At 60.8% G+C, this 14,042-nt stretch carries 16 protein-coding genes; 4 read left to right on the top strand and 12 right to left on the bottom strand.

Annotation, left to right across the window (positions count from 1 at the left end; translation table 11 throughout):
* Positions 1-45 precede the first annotated feature (45 nt).
* The gene (locus ACPW75_RS08935) at positions 46-663 is read right to left on the bottom strand and encodes a glutathione S-transferase family protein (protein ID WP_077096249.1); all 618 of its coding nucleotides are present in this window, start codon (positions 661-663) and stop codon (positions 46-48) included.
* A gap of 269 nt (positions 664-932) precedes the next feature.
* On the opposite strand from ACPW75_RS08935, the gene ACPW75_RS08930 reads away from it, so the two are divergent.
* Positions 933-1,670, top strand: a complete 738-nt coding sequence (locus ACPW75_RS08930) for a hypothetical protein (protein ID WP_029303065.1) — start codon at positions 933-935, stop codon at positions 1,668-1,670.
* A 71-nt stretch (positions 1,671-1,741) separates the two neighbouring features.
* Positions 1,742-2,419, top strand: coding sequence for a DUF2987 domain-containing protein (locus ACPW75_RS08925; RefSeq protein ID WP_190284287.1), 678 nt, complete (start codon positions 1,742-1,744; stop codon positions 2,417-2,419).
* Positions 2,420-2,503: 84 nt separating this feature from the next.
* On the opposite strand, the gene ttcA is transcribed toward ACPW75_RS08925, so the two are convergent.
* From ttcA to ccoN, 11 genes are all read right to left on the bottom strand, one after another.
* Positions 2,504-3,412 carry a tRNA 2-thiocytidine(32) synthetase TtcA gene (gene ttcA / locus ACPW75_RS08920; protein ID WP_011706151.1) on the bottom strand — a complete coding sequence of 303 codons (909 nt, stop codon included), beginning with the start codon at positions 3,410-3,412 and terminating at the stop codon, positions 2,504-2,506.
* A 67-nt stretch (positions 3,413-3,479) separates the two neighbouring features.
* Positions 3,480-4,424, bottom strand: a complete 945-nt coding sequence (gene uspE, locus ACPW75_RS08915; RefSeq protein ID WP_005300766.1) for a universal stress protein UspE — start codon at positions 4,422-4,424, stop codon at positions 3,480-3,482.
* 134 nt (positions 4,425-4,558) lie between these two features.
* Entirely contained in the window at positions 4,559-5,314 is a 756-nt protein-coding gene (locus ACPW75_RS08910; RefSeq protein ID WP_005300768.1) for an FNR family transcription factor, read from the bottom strand.
* Positions 5,315-5,382: 68 nt separating this feature from the next.
* On the bottom strand, positions 5,383-6,069 hold the full coding sequence (locus ACPW75_RS08905; protein ID WP_024945239.1) for a sulfite exporter TauE/SafE family protein: 687 nt from the start codon (positions 6,067-6,069) through the stop codon (positions 5,383-5,385).
* Positions 6,053-6,244: a cbb3-type cytochrome oxidase assembly protein CcoS gene (gene ccoS / locus ACPW75_RS08900; protein WP_005300771.1), complete on the bottom strand. Its 192-nt coding sequence runs from the start codon at positions 6,242-6,244 to the stop codon at positions 6,053-6,055. Before ccoS ends, ACPW75_RS08905 begins: the two co-directional genes overlap by 17 nt.
* Positions 6,245-6,372: 128 nt before the next feature.
* A complete protein-coding gene (locus tag ACPW75_RS08895) occupies positions 6,373-8,772 on the bottom strand; it encodes a heavy metal translocating P-type ATPase (protein ID WP_077096247.1) in 2,400 nt (799 codons plus the stop codon).
* Between the two features lie 92 nt (positions 8,773-8,864).
* Positions 8,865-9,353 (bottom strand): FixH family protein, encoded by a 489-nt coding sequence (locus tag ACPW75_RS08890; RefSeq protein WP_011706148.1) that lies wholly within the window; start codon positions 9,351-9,353, stop codon positions 8,865-8,867.
* 118 nt (positions 9,354-9,471) lie between these two features.
* Positions 9,472-10,461: a cytochrome-c oxidase, cbb3-type subunit III gene (ccoP, locus tag ACPW75_RS08885; RefSeq protein ID WP_011706147.1), complete on the bottom strand. Its 990-nt coding sequence runs from the start codon at positions 10,459-10,461 to the stop codon at positions 9,472-9,474.
* Positions 10,461-10,640, bottom strand: coding sequence for a CcoQ/FixQ family Cbb3-type cytochrome c oxidase assembly chaperone (locus tag ACPW75_RS08880; protein WP_005300779.1), 180 nt, complete (start codon positions 10,638-10,640; stop codon positions 10,461-10,463). Before ACPW75_RS08880 ends, ccoP begins: the two co-directional genes overlap by 1 nt.
* Before the next feature lie 12 nt (positions 10,641-10,652).
* Positions 10,653-11,267, bottom strand: a complete 615-nt coding sequence (ccoO, locus tag ACPW75_RS08875; RefSeq protein WP_077096245.1) for a cytochrome-c oxidase, cbb3-type subunit II — start codon at positions 11,265-11,267, stop codon at positions 10,653-10,655.
* 16 nt (positions 11,268-11,283) lie between these two features.
* Positions 11,284-12,708 carry a cytochrome-c oxidase, cbb3-type subunit I gene (ccoN, locus tag ACPW75_RS08870; RefSeq protein WP_016350679.1) on the bottom strand — a complete coding sequence of 475 codons (1,425 nt, stop codon included), beginning with the start codon at positions 12,706-12,708 and terminating at the stop codon, positions 11,284-11,286.
* 283 nt (positions 12,709-12,991) lie between these two features.
* Here ccoN and ACPW75_RS08865 point away from each other — a divergent pair, with 283 nt between their 5' ends.
* Positions 12,992-13,450, top strand: a complete 459-nt coding sequence (locus tag ACPW75_RS08865; RefSeq protein ID WP_077096244.1) for a hypothetical protein — start codon at positions 12,992-12,994, stop codon at positions 13,448-13,450.
* A 110-nt stretch (positions 13,451-13,560) separates the two neighbouring features.
* Positions 13,561-14,019, top strand: a complete 459-nt coding sequence (locus ACPW75_RS08860; RefSeq protein WP_011706144.1) for a GAF domain-containing protein — start codon at positions 13,561-13,563, stop codon at positions 14,017-14,019.
* Positions 14,020-14,042: the final 23 nt, after the last annotated feature.

Below are 14,042 nucleotides of genomic sequence, written 5' to 3'. Positions count from 1 at the left end.
GGAAAAACAGGTGCCAGAAGAGCACTGGCACCCGCAACGAGAGGACTAGAGGGCGAGCCCTTGTTGCACGCCGGGACGTGCCAGCATGCGCCGATAGTGGTCCGCCACCTTGGGAAATTCGCTGATGGCCACCCCGTCGCCCTCGAGCCAGCTCGCCACCACGAACAGGTAGATGTCGGCCAGGCTGAACTGCTCCCCCAGCACCCAGGGGCCGGCCAGATAATGGCGTTCAATCTCGGCGAAGCCCTCGCGCATGTTGTGCGGCACCTTGGCCTGCATGGCGGCAATGGCCTGCGGGTCATCGGCCCAACGACTGCCGCGCCGGCCGTGGGCATGGGCGACGTGCAAGGTGGCGGCGAGAAAGCCGTGTACCTCCTGCATGCGGGCCAGCAGAAAGGGGTCGTCCAGCGGCGCCAGCCCGGCATCGGGAAAACGCTGCGCCACATAGAGCAGCAAGGCCGGGGTTTCGGTGAGCACGCCGCGCTCGGTCACCAGAGCCGGCACTCGGCCTTTGGGGTTGATGGCAAGATAGGCAGGGGAGCGCTGCTCGCCGGCCGCCAGATCCAGCTGCTTGATCCGGTGAGGGGCACCGGCTTCGGTGAGGGCGATACGCACGGCCATGGCGCAGGTACCGGGCGCAAGATAGAGGGTCAAATCAGACATGAACATCTCCTTGTGAAGTGCGTGCCCCCTGTGTTCCCGTGTGGGTCGGGGCGCGCAAAAAAAATCCGCACTGTCGCCTGGCATCCTACGCTCCTGATTGGTGTCGGCCAAGGAGGGGATCTTGGCCTGGACTATGGGGGCTGATGAAATCAAAGGCTTTTTGAGCGCAGCCGCGCGGGAAAAACGGCTACGCATGCCGGGTCAAATCGCTATAATGTGCTCCCTGAATAGCAGTTTTTCGGATGTTGGATAGTCAATTGAGTAACAAAATGCGGATAGGTGGTTCCCTCGAACAGTCCCTGAGCCAGGGATATCGTCTCGACCTCAAGGGGGTATTGCAGGAGAGCTGGCAACAGACACGGCGCACCGGATTCGGCTTGCTGCTGGCCATCGTCGGGGTGACGGCCATCTGGATGCTGCTGAGCAACACCCTGCTCGCCCCCTACGTCAATCAAGAAGGGGGGATGGACGTGGCCCTGGTGCTGAGCCTGCTCATCACCATCATCATGTCGCCGATGACTTCCTCCCTCGACATGCTGGGCTTGCAGCAGTCGGTGGGGGTGCGTGCCCGGCCGAGCCAGGTATTTGACTTCTTTCGCCACTTCCTGCGCCTTGGCAGCCTGAGCCTGCTCGGCAGCCTCATCACCAGCCTGTTCGGCCCGCTGTTCGAACTGCTGGGTCTGCCGGTGATGCTGGCCTTCATTCCGTCGGCCCTGATCGGCATGGGGCTGGTGTTTACCGTGCCGCTGGTGCTGGAGCGCGGCCTGTCACCGGTGCAGGCCATCCTGGTCTCCCTGCGGCTGTTTGCCCGCGGCTGGCCCAGCATAGTGCTGCTGCACGGGGTCATGATGGCGCTGTTCTTCCTGGCGCTGATCCCCATGGGGCTGGGACTTATCTGGGTGGCACCGCTCTATTTCAACTGCAAGGGGATCCTCTATCGGGATCTGTGCGGGGTGGCGGTCGAAGTGACCGAGGTGAGCCAAGGCCCCGATCATTTCAACGCCTGACGGCATGCAGGGCGTCAGACAACAGCAACAGACAGCGGCGCGTACAGATGCGTGATGCAAAAGGATGGCATATGAACAATCGATACGGGATGGCGGCCGCGCTGCTGATGGCGCCCATGCTGGCAGTGGCGCAGCCTTCCCTTGAGCTGCAGTACGGCACCTTCTACAGCCAGATGAAGACCTTCGCCAAAGGGGAGTTTGGTCACGCCAGGCTGGGCTTTTATCTGACCGATCAGCAAAATGGCCGGCGCTGCCTGCTCACCTCGGCCCGGGTCTCGACCCTGGATCGGGACGTGGCGGCCGAGGTGACCGTCGACAGCGAATTGCGGCTGCCCTATGACGACGACTTGAATCTCGACAAGGCGACCGTGGTGGTGGGGCTCACCGAGCCCCATGAGGCCTGCGATCTGTCGGTACAGGTGATGGCGGATGTACCGCCGCCGGAAGACAGTGGGTGGGAGCTCAAGGTGAGCGAGCTGACAGGGCGCCAGCACGACATGCAGAGCCTGCTGGAGAAGCTGGCCGGCATGGTCGGCAAGTATTTCCTGCCCGAGATGACGGGGGTGAGGGTCAGCCTGGTGCAGCCAAGCGGCACCGCCTACCTCATCGATGGTGCTCGCCAGCTGCCGCTGCCCTGGCAGGAGGGACAACTGCTGCTGAGCAACGCCCAGCTGGCGGAGTTTGCCGAGGGCAAGCTGCAGCTGCAGGGGGAAATCCTGCGGTTGACGCCCTGGCTGCACAAGGGCTAGCCCATCTTGAGCCGCCACTGAGGGTGGCCGGCATAAAAATGAAAAAGGAGCGCGATGCGCTCCTTTTTTATGGCTGAGGTGGGCTTAGCGCACCTCAATGACGTCCAGCATGTCCATCTCGTCGATGTCCAGCAGCGGCGCTTTGGGCAGCTCGGGCGGATCAAACGCCTTGTCGCCACCGTCGATGATGCCGGAGTCGCGGTTGATGCTCTTGAAGTCAAACAGCTTGTGATCGAGCAAATGGCTCGGGATCACATCCTGAATGGCGGTGAACATGGTCTCGAGACGACCCGGGAAGCGGCGATCCCACTCCTGCATCATCTGCTTGATGGCCTGGCGCTGCAGGTTCTCCTGAGAGCCGCACAGGTTGCACGGGATGATGGGGAAGGCCTTGACCTCGGCGTAGCGCACCAGGTCCTTCTCCTTGCAGTAGGCGAGCGGGCGGATCACCACGTTCTTGCCGTCGTCGCTCACCAGCTTGGGCGGCATGGACTTGAGCTTGCCGCCGTAGAACATGTTGAGGAACAGGGTCTCGAGGATGTCGTCGCGGTGGTGGCCAAGGGCAATCTTGGTGCAGCCCAGCTCCTGGGCGGTGCGGTAGAGAATGCCGCGGCGCAGGCGGGAGCAGAGTGCGCAGGTGGTCTTGCCCTCCGGCACCTTCTCCTTGACGATGGCGTAGGTATCTTCTTCGACGATCTTGAAGTCGATGCCGAGGGTGGTCAGGTATTCGGGCAGCACGTGCTCGGGGAAGCCGGGCTGCTTCTGATCCAGGTTGACCGCCACCAGATCGAAGTGGATGGGGGCGCTGGCCTTCAGGCTCATCAGAATGTCGAGCATGGCGAAGCTGTCCTTGCCGCCGGACAGGCACACCATGACCTTGTCACCCTCTTCAATCATGTTGAAGTCGGCGATGGCCTGACCTACGTTGCGCCGCAGGCGCTTCTGCAGTTTGTTGAAACTGTATTTTTCTTTGGCGTTAAGCTCTTCTAGCATGACCTGAAACCCGGGACAAAAATAAGCGGCTTATTATAGCCATGTCCCGGGGGAGGGCAAGAAAGGCTTATGCTGGACGGCGGCTATCGACCGGGCAGCTGTAATCGGCGGGCTTGAGGATCAGCATGTCGCAGGCGAGACGATCCACCACGTGTTCGGCGGTGTTGCCGAGCAGGGCGGCGGAGAGCCCGGTGCGACCAACGCACCCCATGATCATCAGGGTGGCCTGCAGCTCGCCGGCGAGATCGGGCAGCACTTCTTCGGGCAGGCCTTCCGCCACCCGGGTCCAGAGATGGCCGATGCCGTATTTGTCGGCGTGGCTCAGCAGCAGGCTCTCGTGGTGTTTGCGAATGGCGTCGTTGTAGGCGTTGGGGTCAAACTCCGGCAGCTCGATAGCCACGTTGACCGGGGTGCCCGGATAGGTGTTGACCAGATAGAGGTTGGAGCCGAGCAGCTCGGCGATGGCGATCCCCTCTTCGGTGATCCGCTCGTTGAGCAGTTTCTGATCCTGATCGTCGCTGGAGCAATTGATGGCGGCGATGATGTTGCCGCCCCGCTGCCAATGACCCTCTTTCACCAGCAGCACGGGGCAGGGGCACTTGCGCAGCAGATGCCAGTCGGTAGGGGTGAAGATGAAGGTTTGCAGGAAGGAGTGGTGGTGGGTGGCCTTGACCACCAGATCGTGGCGCTGCTCCAGCACTTCCTGAATGATGCATTCGAAGGGACGGTTGTGCCAGACCACCTTGATCTCGCAATCCAGTCCACGGGCACGGTAGGGTTTGAGGATGTCGTCGAGCCATTCGCGGCGCTGGGCAATCACCCCGTGGCGCATCTCTTCCCGCTCATCCACCGACAGCATGGCGGTCATTTCATACGAGAAGTCGTAAATGGTGAGCAACAGGGTCAGTTGGGCGCCTTCATCCAGCTCGGCTACCTTGACCGCACGTTCGAGGGCGATTTGCCGCTCTTCTTCCGGGTTGATGACCACCAGGATTTTTCGGTACTTGACCATGTTCTCCTCCTCTTTGGCAAAAATACCAATGATGGCAGACCTTTAGCCATTACAGCTTAGCTCAGGAGGAGAAGGGGGGACGTGTGCCGGATCAAATTTCGGAGTAAACCGATCCGGCACCAGAGAGAGGAAGCTTAACCGCAGGGGGGGCGGGTCGCACCGGCCATGACGCCGAGGGCGACGTGATCCAGTACGGTAATGTATTTGCCCTTGACGCTGATGAGACCGGACTTCTGGAAGCGGCCCAGCAGGCGGCTGATGGTCTCGACGGTGAGGCCGAGGTAGTTGCCGATGTCGCCGCGGGTCATGGAGAGGCGGAACTCCTTGGCGGAGAAACCACGCTCGGAGAAGCGCACCGACAGGTTGTGCAGGAAGGCGGCAAGGCGCTCTTCGGCATTCTTCTTGGAGAGCAGCAGGATCATCTCCTGGTCGCCCATGATCTCGTTGCTCATCAGCCGCATGATCTGCTGGCGGAGCTTGGGCATCTTGCCGGAGAGATCGTCGAGCACGTCGAACGGGATCTCGCACACCATGGCGGTTTCCAGCGCCTGGGCGAAGGAGGGGTGCGCCTGTTTGTGGATGGCGTCAAAGCCGACCAGATCGCCAGCCAGGTGGAAGGCCGTGATCTGCTCGTCACCCTGCTCGGTAATGGTGTATGACTTGATGGTCCCGGAACGGATGGCGTAGAGCGATTTAAGCTCATCGCCGGCCTTGAACAACTCTTCACCCTTCTGGATCGGCTTCTTGCGCTCGATGATGCTGTCCAGCTGATCGAGCTCGTTGTCGTTCAGAGTGAAGGGAATGCAGAGCTGGCTGATGCTGCAATCCTGGCAATGAATTGCACAGCCACCGCTCTGAATACGTCTGCCAGGTTTCTTTTCCGGGATCATAGGCTCATACGAATAATTGATTTATATCAAACAAGTTTACCATCAACTCATCCGTTTTGGATAGGGTTTCAAAAGGACGCAATCCCGATCCAGAGGGTATGCAGCCCGTATGCGATGAGCAGCAGGGCCCCACCAAGGCGCAAACTGCGCAGGGTCAGCCAGTAGCGCAGTCGATCCGCCAGCCCCCCCAGCGCAAACAGGGTCGGCAGGGTGCCGAGACCGAAAAAGAGCATGATCAGCGCTCCGCCGCCAGCGGATCCCGCCGCTGCGCTCCAGGTCAGCATGGAGTAGACCAGCCCGCAGGGGAGCCAGCCCCACACCATGCCAAACGGCAGTGCCTGCCAGGCCGAGGTGAAGGGGATGAACTTGCCCGCCAGCGGCTTGAGGCGGGGCCACAACCTAGCGCCAATGCGCTCGAGCAGCAACACTCCCTGCCACCAGCCGGCGAGATAGAGCCCGAGAGCAATCATCAGGAAGGCCGCCACCAGCCGCAGGCCGGCGATGGCGTGCTTGCCCGCGCCGAGTTCACTGGTGGTGGCCAGCAGTCCCCCGACCAGGGCACCGGCAATCACATAGCTCAAGATCCGGCCGAGGTTGTAGTTGAGCAGGTAACCGAGCCGACCCCAGAAGTGCTGCTTCTCGGCAGGAATGGCCATGGAGAGGGCGGCGGAGACACCGCCGCACATGCCGATGCAGTGGCCGGCGCCAGCCAGTCCCACCAGCAGGGCGCCCAGCAGATCAAGGGTGGCCGTCATCTTTGTGCTCGTGCTCGGCGTGTTTGGGGGCGGGTTGCTCTTCATCGAACAGGATATTGGAACCCTGGCGGTCGAGATCTTCAAACTGCTCGGAGCGAATGGCCCAGAAGAAGACGGCGCCGGCGATGATGACGAAGAGGATGGCGATGGGGATGAGGACGAAGATGATGTTCATGCAGCAAACCTTGCAATGAAAGGGGTCATGGTACACCACCTTGGTGGCCGCAGACCCGTCGATTTGATGGTGAAGGGAGCCTGACAGGAGCCCGCTCCCTTCACCCTGTCTGTCCTTGTGGCCACGGCTCAGCGGTTGAGCCGCATGGAGTTGGTGACCACGATGAGGGAGCTGAGCGACATGCCCGCCGCCGCCACGTAGGGAGGCAGCCAGCCGCTCGCCGCCAATGGCAGCACCAGCAGGTTGTAGCCGATGGACCAGGCGAAGTTCTCCTTGATGATCTTGCGGGTGCGCAGCGCCAGGGCGCGGGCATCCAGCAGGCGGGAGAGATCGTCGGCCAGCAAAATGGCGTCGGCGCTGTTCTTGGCCAGGTCGGTGCCGCCGGCCATGGCGAAGGAGGCGTGGGCACCGGCCAGCACCGGGGCGTCGTTGATGCCATCTCCCACCATGATGCTGATGTCACCGCGGGCCTCGTGCTCCTTGAGGTAGGCCAGCTTGCCATCCGGCGTGACGCCCTTGACCAGCTCGTCGACCCCCAGCTCGCGGGCCACCTCGTCGGCCTGGGCAGAGCTGTCGCCGGTGAGGATGGTGGTCTTGAGGCCGGCTGCCTTGAAGGCCTGGATCAATGCCTTCGCATCGGGGCGCAGGGTGTCGGTCAGCAGGAAACGGGCGAGCGCCCGGTCCTCGTCGGCCAGGTAGATGACTAGCCCGTCCGCTTGCGCTGCGTGGGTATCGCTGATGCCGAGCCAGCGGGCACTGCCGAGGCGATAGTGGCGACCCTCGATCACCCCTTCGATACCGTGTCCGATGACGGGGGTCACCTTGCTGGCCGCCAGCAGCACGGCGTCCTCTGCGGCGTTGCTGCGAAAGGCGCGGGCGATGGGGTGTTCGGAATAGGCCTCCAGGGCGCGGGCGATGGCATGGCAGCGCGCCGCGTCGAGATTACCCAGGGCCTCCGTGCTGGTGAGGCTGATGTTGCCGGTGGTCAGGGTGCCGGTCTTGTCCATCACGATGCGGTTGGCTCGGGTCAGTACGTCCAGCACGTGACCGCGGCGCAGCAGGATGCCGGCACGGGTCAGGCGGGCGGTGGCCGAGGTGAGCGCGGTGGGGGTGGCCAGCGACAGGGCGCAGGGGCAGGTCGCCACCAGCACTGCCAGGGTGACCCAGAAGGCCTGCTCCGGCTGATGGAAATGCCAGAAGGTCCAGACCCCTGCGGCGATGAACAGCAGCACCAGAATGAAGTGGCGAGAGAGCACGTCCGCCATCTGGGCGATGGCCGGTTTGTCGTCCAGCGCGTGATCCTGCAGCCGCATGATCTGGGCCAGGCGCGACTCTTCGATGCGATGGCTGACCCGGATCTCGAGGGGGGCGTCGGTGTTGATGGTGCCGGCATAGACGGCATCCCCCGCCTGCTTGAGCAGCGGCAGCTGTTCGCCGGTCAGCATGGATTCGTTGAGGCTGGCCTGCCCAAGCAGGATGATGCCATCCGCCGGCAGGGTGGCCCCCGCCAGCACTCGCACCCGGTCGCCCACCTGCAGCGTCTTGGCGGCCACCTCGTGTTCACCCTCCTCATCGAGCCGGGTGGCCATGATGGGTACCAGCCGCGCCAGGTTGGAGCTCGACTCGGAGGCCTTGCGTCTGGCCCGCAGCTCGAGGAAGCGCCCCAGCAGCAGGAAGAAGACGAACATGGTGATGGAGTCGTAATAGACCTCACCGGTATTGAACACGGTGGCCCACATGGAGGCGACGAAGGCACCGATCAGCGCCAGCGACACCGACACGTCCATGGAGAGGTGCCCCTGCCTGAGGCTGCGCCAGGCGCCCACGTAGAAGGGCTGGGCCGAGTAGATCATGATGGGGGTGGAGAGCAGCAGACTTATCCACTTGAAGTAGACCATGAACTCCTCTTCGACACTGATGAAGAGGTCCATGTAGAGCGCCACCGCGCACATCATCACCTGCATGGAGCCGAGCCCCGCCAGTGCCAGCCGGAACATGTAGCTGCGCACCTCTTTGGCATAGAGCGCTTCCTGCTGGTGAGTCTGGAAGGGGTAGGCGCGATAGCCGATCTTGGCAAAGCCCTTGAGGATATCGCTCAACGAGAGCCGGTCCGGATCCCACTTGATGCGGGCCCGGTGGGTGGTGGTGTTGACGTTGATGTAGTACAGCCCGGCCAGATTGCCCAGATGGCGTTCGATGAGCCAGGCACAGGCGGCGCAGGTCAAGCCTTCCACCGTCAGCTGGATCTCGCGCACCTTGTGGCTGCCGGTGGCGCTGTCGGTGACAAAATCCTGCTGCACTTCGGCCAGATCATAGTGGGTGAGGGCGGCGAGCTCTGCGGGTACCAGCTCGCCCTTGGTGCCGGGGGCGGTGCGGTGCTCGTAGTAGCTGGCCAGGCCGCACTCCAGAATGGTTTCCGCCACCGCCTGACAACCGGGGCAGCACATGGGCTGGACTATGCCTTTTATCTCGAGGGCATAGCGGCTGCCGGCGGGCACCGGCTCACCACAGTGAAAGCAGCCGCTCATGACAGCTGGCCGCAGGCCGCCTGGCCTGTCGGCAGAAACAGTGAAGCGCCGGTCACTGCCGGCGCGTCATGGTAAACAGGACGGCTCATGACTCAGCGTCCTTTGGGATCGAGTTCGACGGGGGCCTTGGTGGGGAGCTGGACAGTCTCTTGCAGCCGCCATTCGTGGTTGAAGGCATCCACCCGCACATGCCACTTACCGGTGAGCGGTTTGTCGAGCAGCAGGCGATAGACGCCGTTGCCGTCGGCGGTCACCATGTGCTCGCTGTCCATGCCGGCGAGGGTGGGGTGAAACAGGGAGAGGTAGAGCGCCTGGCCGGCCGGGATATCCCCCGACAGCGGCTTGAGGGTCAGCTCGTTGCCGTTGACCTCCAGCGCGATGTGGATGTTGAGGGCTTCGGAGCGATCAAACTTGCTGAGATCCTGATTAATCTCTTTGCCTTGCTTGTAATAGTCTTCGGCCACCAGGTTGACGCCATCCTTGCTGGCGATGATCGCCGTGCTGATGCTGCCGATCACGGCTGCGGTCGGGAGGGCGATGATGAACCAGGGCCAGAATTGGCGATACCAGGGTTGGGACATAGTGCTACTACCGTGAAACCAGTGATTAACGAAACAGAGGAATTTCAGTCAACACAAGATAACAAAAAGCCTCGAAGAGTCGAGGCTTTTTGCTGAGTAATCACGTGTTTATCACATGTTACTGCTTATTTTGCTGGTCGTTGTGGGACAAGCTGTAAACGTAGGAGGCGAGCAGGTGCACCTTGTCTTCACCCAGAATATCCTTCCAGGCCGGCATCACGCCGTGACGACCGTGGGTGATGGTCTGCTCGACCACCTGACGGGAACCGCCGTAGAGCCAGGTGTTGTTGGTGAGATCTGGCGCCCCGAAGGCGATGCCGCCCTTGGCGTCCGGACCGTGACAGGCGGCGCAGATGGTGAAGCGTGCTTCACCCTTCTTGGCTTCCACCATGTCCACCTTGCGACCGGAGAGGCTCAGCACGTAGGAGGCCACTTCCTTGACCCCGTCCTTGCCGAGGATCTCGCCCCAGGCTGCCATCACGCCCTGGCGACCGCCCATGATGGTGGTCTTGATCTGGTCGGGCGCGCCGCCCCATTGCCATTCGCTGTCAGTCAGGTTCGGGAAACCGCGACCACCGCGGGCATCGGAGCCATGGCACTGGGAGCAGTTCTGCAGGAACAGACGCTGACCCACCTTGCGGGCTTCCGGATCGGCGGCGATCTCTTCGATGGCGCGATAGGTCTTGCCATCAGCCTGATAGGCCAGCTCGCGGAACTTGGCGCCGTAGATCTCGTCGGCCTTGATGAGCTCGCGATCGTACTCCACCGCACGCCCTTCAGCCTTGGCGGAGGCCGCCGCAGCCTTGGACTCGGCCAGCGAGCGTACGTCCTGGTTGGAGCTCTGCCAGCCCAGTACGCCCTTGAAGTTGCCAAGGCCCGGGAAGGCAATCAGATAGACCAGACCGGTGACGATGAAGAAGAGGAACATGTAGGTCCACCACTTCGGCAGCGGGTTGTTGATCTCTTCGATGCCGTCGAAGGCGTGTCCCATGGACTTGCCCTCTTCCACCCCCATCTTGTCGCGCAGGCACCAGACCAGCAGCAAGAAGCAGCCGAGGATGGTCCCCAGACTGATGACGGTGACAAAAATGCTAAACAAAGTGCTCATTATTGTTTCGCTCCTGCGTTCTTGTTATCAGCACTGGGTTGCTCGTCGTCGGCAAAAACCAGATTGGCAGCCTCGTCGAAGGAGGTCTTGCGGCGCTTGCTGTAGGCCCAGACGATGATGCCGATCATGATGGCCATCAACAGCAGGGTATACAGGCCGCGAAATGTGCCGTAATCCATATCCTGACTCCTTTATTTCAGGGCATGACCCAGTGATTGCAGATAGGCTACCAGCGCATCCAGCTCGGTCTTGCCCTTCACGGCCTCACCGGCATCCTGAATGTCGGCATCCGTGTAGGGTACGCCGAAGTGATCGCGGAACAGGGCCAGCTTCTTGCCAGTCAGTTCACCGGTCAGCACGTTGGTGTCGAGCCAGGGGAAGGCGGGCATGTTGGACTCGGGCACCACGTCGCGCGGGTTGATCAGGTGGGCACGGTGCCAGTCGTCGGAATAACGACCGCCGACCCGGGCCAGATCCGGACCGGTACGCTTGGAGCCCCACAGGAAGGGGTGCTCCCACACGCTTTCGCCGGCGACCGAGTAGTGGCCGTAACGCTCGGTTTCGGCGCGGAACGGACGGATCATCTGGCTGTGGCAGACGGTGCAGCCTTCGCGGATGAAGATGTCGCGCCCTTCCATTTGCAGAGCGGTATAGGGCTTGAGGCCCTCGACCGGCTCAGTGGTCTGCTTCTGGAAGAACAGCGGGGTGATTTCGACCAGGCCCCCCAGGCTGATGGCAAATATGATGCCGACCACCAGCATGGGAACGCTCTTTTCAAAGATCTCGTGACGGTTATTGTTGCTCATGCTTTGACCTCTTCAATCATGCTGGCTGTGCGACAGGTTCCAGGGAACCTTTGGGCGCAGTGATGGTGCGATAGGCGTTGTAGGCCATCAGCAACATGCCGGTGACAAAGAAGCAGCCACCCAGGAAGCGCACGAAGTAGAAGGGATAAGAGGCCTGCAGCGCTTCTACGAAGCTGTAGGTCAGGGTGCCGTCGTCGTTGACCGCACGCCACATCAGACCCTGCATCACCCCGGAAATCCACATGGCGACGATGTAGAGCACGGTGCCCACGGTAGCCAGCCAGAAGTGGACGTTGATGAGCTTGATGCTGTACATGCGGCCCTGGCCGAACAGGTTCGGGATCAGGTGGTACACGGCACCGATGGAGACCATGGCAACCCAGCCCAGTGCACCGGAGTGGACGTGACCGATCGTCCAGTCGGTGTAGTGGGAGAGGGCGTTGACGGTCTTGATCGCCATCATCGGGCCTTCGAAGGTGGACATGCCGTAGAACGACAGGGACACGATCAGGAAGCGCAGAATGGGGTCGTAACGCAGTTTGTGCCAGGCACCGGAGAGGGTCATGATGCCGTTGATCATGCCGCCCCAGGAAGGTACGAACAGGATCAAGGACATCACCATGCCCAGCGACTGGGCCCAGTCAGGCAGCGCGGTATAGTGCAGGTGGTGCGGACCGGCCCAGATGTAGAGGGAGATCAGCGCCCAGAAGTGAACGATGGAGAGACGGTAGGAGTAGACCGGACGACCCGCCTGCTTGGGCACGAAGTAATACATCATGCCGAGGAAGCCGGCGGTCAGCAGGAAGCCTACCGCGTTGTGGCCATACCACCACTGCACCATGGCATCCATGGCGCCGGAGTACATGGAGTAGGACTTCATGCCCGAGAGCGGTACTTCCATGTTGTTGACGATGTGCAGCACGGCCACCGTGATGATGAAGGCACCGAAGAACCAGTTCGCCACATAGATGTGGGAGGTGGTGCGCTTGACCAGGGTGCCGAAGAAGACCACGGCATAGGCGACCCAGACGATGGTGATGGCGATATCAATCGGCCATTCCAGCTCTGCGTACTCCTTGGAGGTGGTGTATCCCAGCGGCAGCGAGATGGCGGCCGAGAGGATGATCGCCTGCCAGCCCCAGAACACGAAGGAGGCAAGCTTGCCGCCGAACAGTCGGGTTTGACAGGTGCGTTGCACCACATAGAAGGAGGTCGCCATCAGGGCGCTACAGCCAAACGCGAAGATCACCGCGTTGGTGTGCAGAGGGCGAAGGCGACTGTAAGTCAGCCAGGGAGTATCAAAGTTGAGGGCAGGCCAGATCAACTGGGCTGCGATCAGTACGCCAACCGACATGCCGACAATTCCCCAGACAATCGTCATGATGGTGAACTGGCGAACAACGGTGTAGTTGTACTCAGGATGGTTAGTTGTATGGCTCATCGTTGTATTCCGCTTCCGATGCTGCTGTTGTTTGATTTTGTGTCCAGTGACGTGGACCGACTTCATTGGCTACTGCCTTTTCTCTTGTTAACAACTGTTAATAAAAGGAAAAGCAAAAAGTAGCTAAATGAAAATTCAATGGGAATGATACTGAACTGACAGGTAAAATAACAGTATAAACAGTGATATATTTGGCTCCGTTGGGTCTCGCCTGTTCAATTATTTACCTTGCGCGAGATCACGAAAATGTCATTTTTCAGACATCTTACAAGGCTGTTTTTTCATGAAAGAGAGACTCACTTCACGCAAAATTGTCCATTTGGCGATCGTATTGGCCATTTTGCTCGGATTGGTTGCCTATCGAACCTGGTTCGACAACGCGCAGACCGCGGTGGCGGGATCAGAAAAAGATCAGATTTGTGATCTGTCCCACACCAGCTGCAACACCCGGCTGGGCGACAAGCCGTTGACCGTGCGTGTTGTCTCGCTGCCGGTGCAGGCCGAACGTGACTTTGTGATACAGCTTCAGGGCGGCGATCCGGCCGTGACGCCGGTGAAGGCGTGGCTGGAGGGGCGGGACATGTTCATGGGGACCATTCCGGTCAACTTTGAGGCCACCGAGCAGGGCTGGCAGGGGACTACCCTGGTGGGATCCTGCACCTCGCCGCTGATGGTCTGGCTGCTCAATATCGAGTGGAGCAATGGCCAGCGCCAGCAACTGGCGCTCTCCGTTGCCCGCTAAATGCCTCGCCTGATTGAAGAAAGGATGGGGGGTGAGGTGAAAATTGATTTGAATTTTTCAGGCGGGGCGTTACCTTGCACTGATTGTCAGGGAGTGAAGTTCATTTAATCATGATTGAAAAACAAGCATTTTATCGCACCCTCAACCAGCAGGCCCAGGCATTGCTGGAAGGGGAGCCGGATCTCATCGCCAACCTGGCCAACCTGTCTGCACTGCTCAACCAGGAGCTGGCCGACATCAACTGGGTCGGCTTTTACCTGTTGCAGGGCGAGACCCTGGTGCTCGGCCCGTTCCAGGGCAAGCCGGCCTGCGTGCGCATTCCGGTCGGACGCGGGGTGTGTGGTACGGCGGTGGCCGAGGGCAAGACCCAGCTCATCGACGACGTGCACCAGTTTGAAGGCCATATCGCCTGCGACGGTGCCAGCAATGCCGAAATCGTGATCCCGCTGCGGCGTGGTGGCGAGATCATTGGCGTACTGGATATCGATAGTCCAATCTTTAACCGCTTTGATGCGCAAGACCGGATTGGACTGGAAGAAACGGTGCAAATTTTGGAAAGCATGCTCTAAGTCATTGCTTGATGGTTCGCAAA

This window comes from Aeromonas sp. FL131 (assembly GCF_049860615.1).
GTDB classification, from domain to species: domain Bacteria; phylum Pseudomonadota; class Gammaproteobacteria; order Enterobacterales; family Aeromonadaceae; genus Aeromonas; species Aeromonas hydrophila.
This window is presented reverse-complemented; position numbering and strand designations above follow the sequence as displayed.

What these genes read in the sequence shown, in the direction of transcription:
- ACPW75_RS08935 (WP_077096249.1), bottom strand. Translation starts at nt 663, where the DNA reads ATGTCTGATTTGACCCTCTATCTTGCGCCCGGTACCTGCGCCATGGCC.
- ACPW75_RS08930 (WP_029303065.1), top strand. Translation starts at nt 933, where the DNA reads ATGCGGATAGGTGGTTCCCTCGAACAGTCCCTGAGCCAGGGATATCGT.
- ACPW75_RS08925 (WP_190284287.1), top strand. Translation starts at nt 1,742, where the DNA reads ATGAACAATCGATACGGGATGGCGGCCGCGCTGCTGATGGCGCCCATG.
- ttcA (WP_011706151.1), bottom strand. Translation starts at nt 3,412, where the DNA reads ATGCTAGAAGAGCTTAACGCCAAAGAAAAATACAGTTTCAACAAACTG.
- uspE (WP_005300766.1), bottom strand. Translation starts at nt 4,424, where the DNA reads ATGGTCAAGTACCGAAAAATCCTGGTGGTCATCAACCCGGAAGAAGAG.
- ACPW75_RS08910 (WP_005300768.1), bottom strand. Translation starts at nt 5,314, where the DNA reads ATGATCCCGGAAAAGAAACCTGGCAGACGTATTCAGAGCGGTGGCTGT.
- ACPW75_RS08905 (WP_024945239.1), bottom strand. Translation starts at nt 6,069, where the DNA reads ATGACGGCCACCCTTGATCTGCTGGGCGCCCTGCTGGTGGGACTGGCT.
- ccoS (WP_005300771.1), bottom strand. Translation starts at nt 6,244, where the DNA reads ATGAACATCATCTTCGTCCTCATCCCCATCGCCATCCTCTTCGTCATC.
- ACPW75_RS08895 (WP_077096247.1), bottom strand. Translation starts at nt 8,772, where the DNA reads ATGAGCGGCTGCTTTCACTGTGGTGAGCCGGTGCCCGCCGGCAGCCGC.
- ACPW75_RS08890 (WP_011706148.1), bottom strand. Translation starts at nt 9,353, where the DNA reads ATGTCCCAACCCTGGTATCGCCAATTCTGGCCCTGGTTCATCATCGCC.
- ccoP (WP_011706147.1), bottom strand. Translation starts at nt 10,461, where the DNA reads ATGAGCACTTTGTTTAGCATTTTTGTCACCGTCATCAGTCTGGGGACC.
- ACPW75_RS08880 (WP_005300779.1), bottom strand. Translation starts at nt 10,640, where the DNA reads ATGGATTACGGCACATTTCGCGGCCTGTATACCCTGCTGTTGATGGCC.
- ccoO (WP_077096245.1), bottom strand. Translation starts at nt 11,267, where the DNA reads ATGAGCAACAATAACCGTCACGAGATCTTTGAAAAGAGCGTTCCCATG.
- ccoN (WP_016350679.1), bottom strand. Translation starts at nt 12,708, where the DNA reads ATGAGCCATACAACTAACCATCCTGAGTACAACTACACCGTTGTTCGC.
- ACPW75_RS08865 (WP_077096244.1), top strand. Translation starts at nt 12,992, where the DNA reads ATGAAAGAGAGACTCACTTCACGCAAAATTGTCCATTTGGCGATCGTA.
- ACPW75_RS08860 (WP_011706144.1), top strand. Translation starts at nt 13,561, where the DNA reads ATGATTGAAAAACAAGCATTTTATCGCACCCTCAACCAGCAGGCCCAG.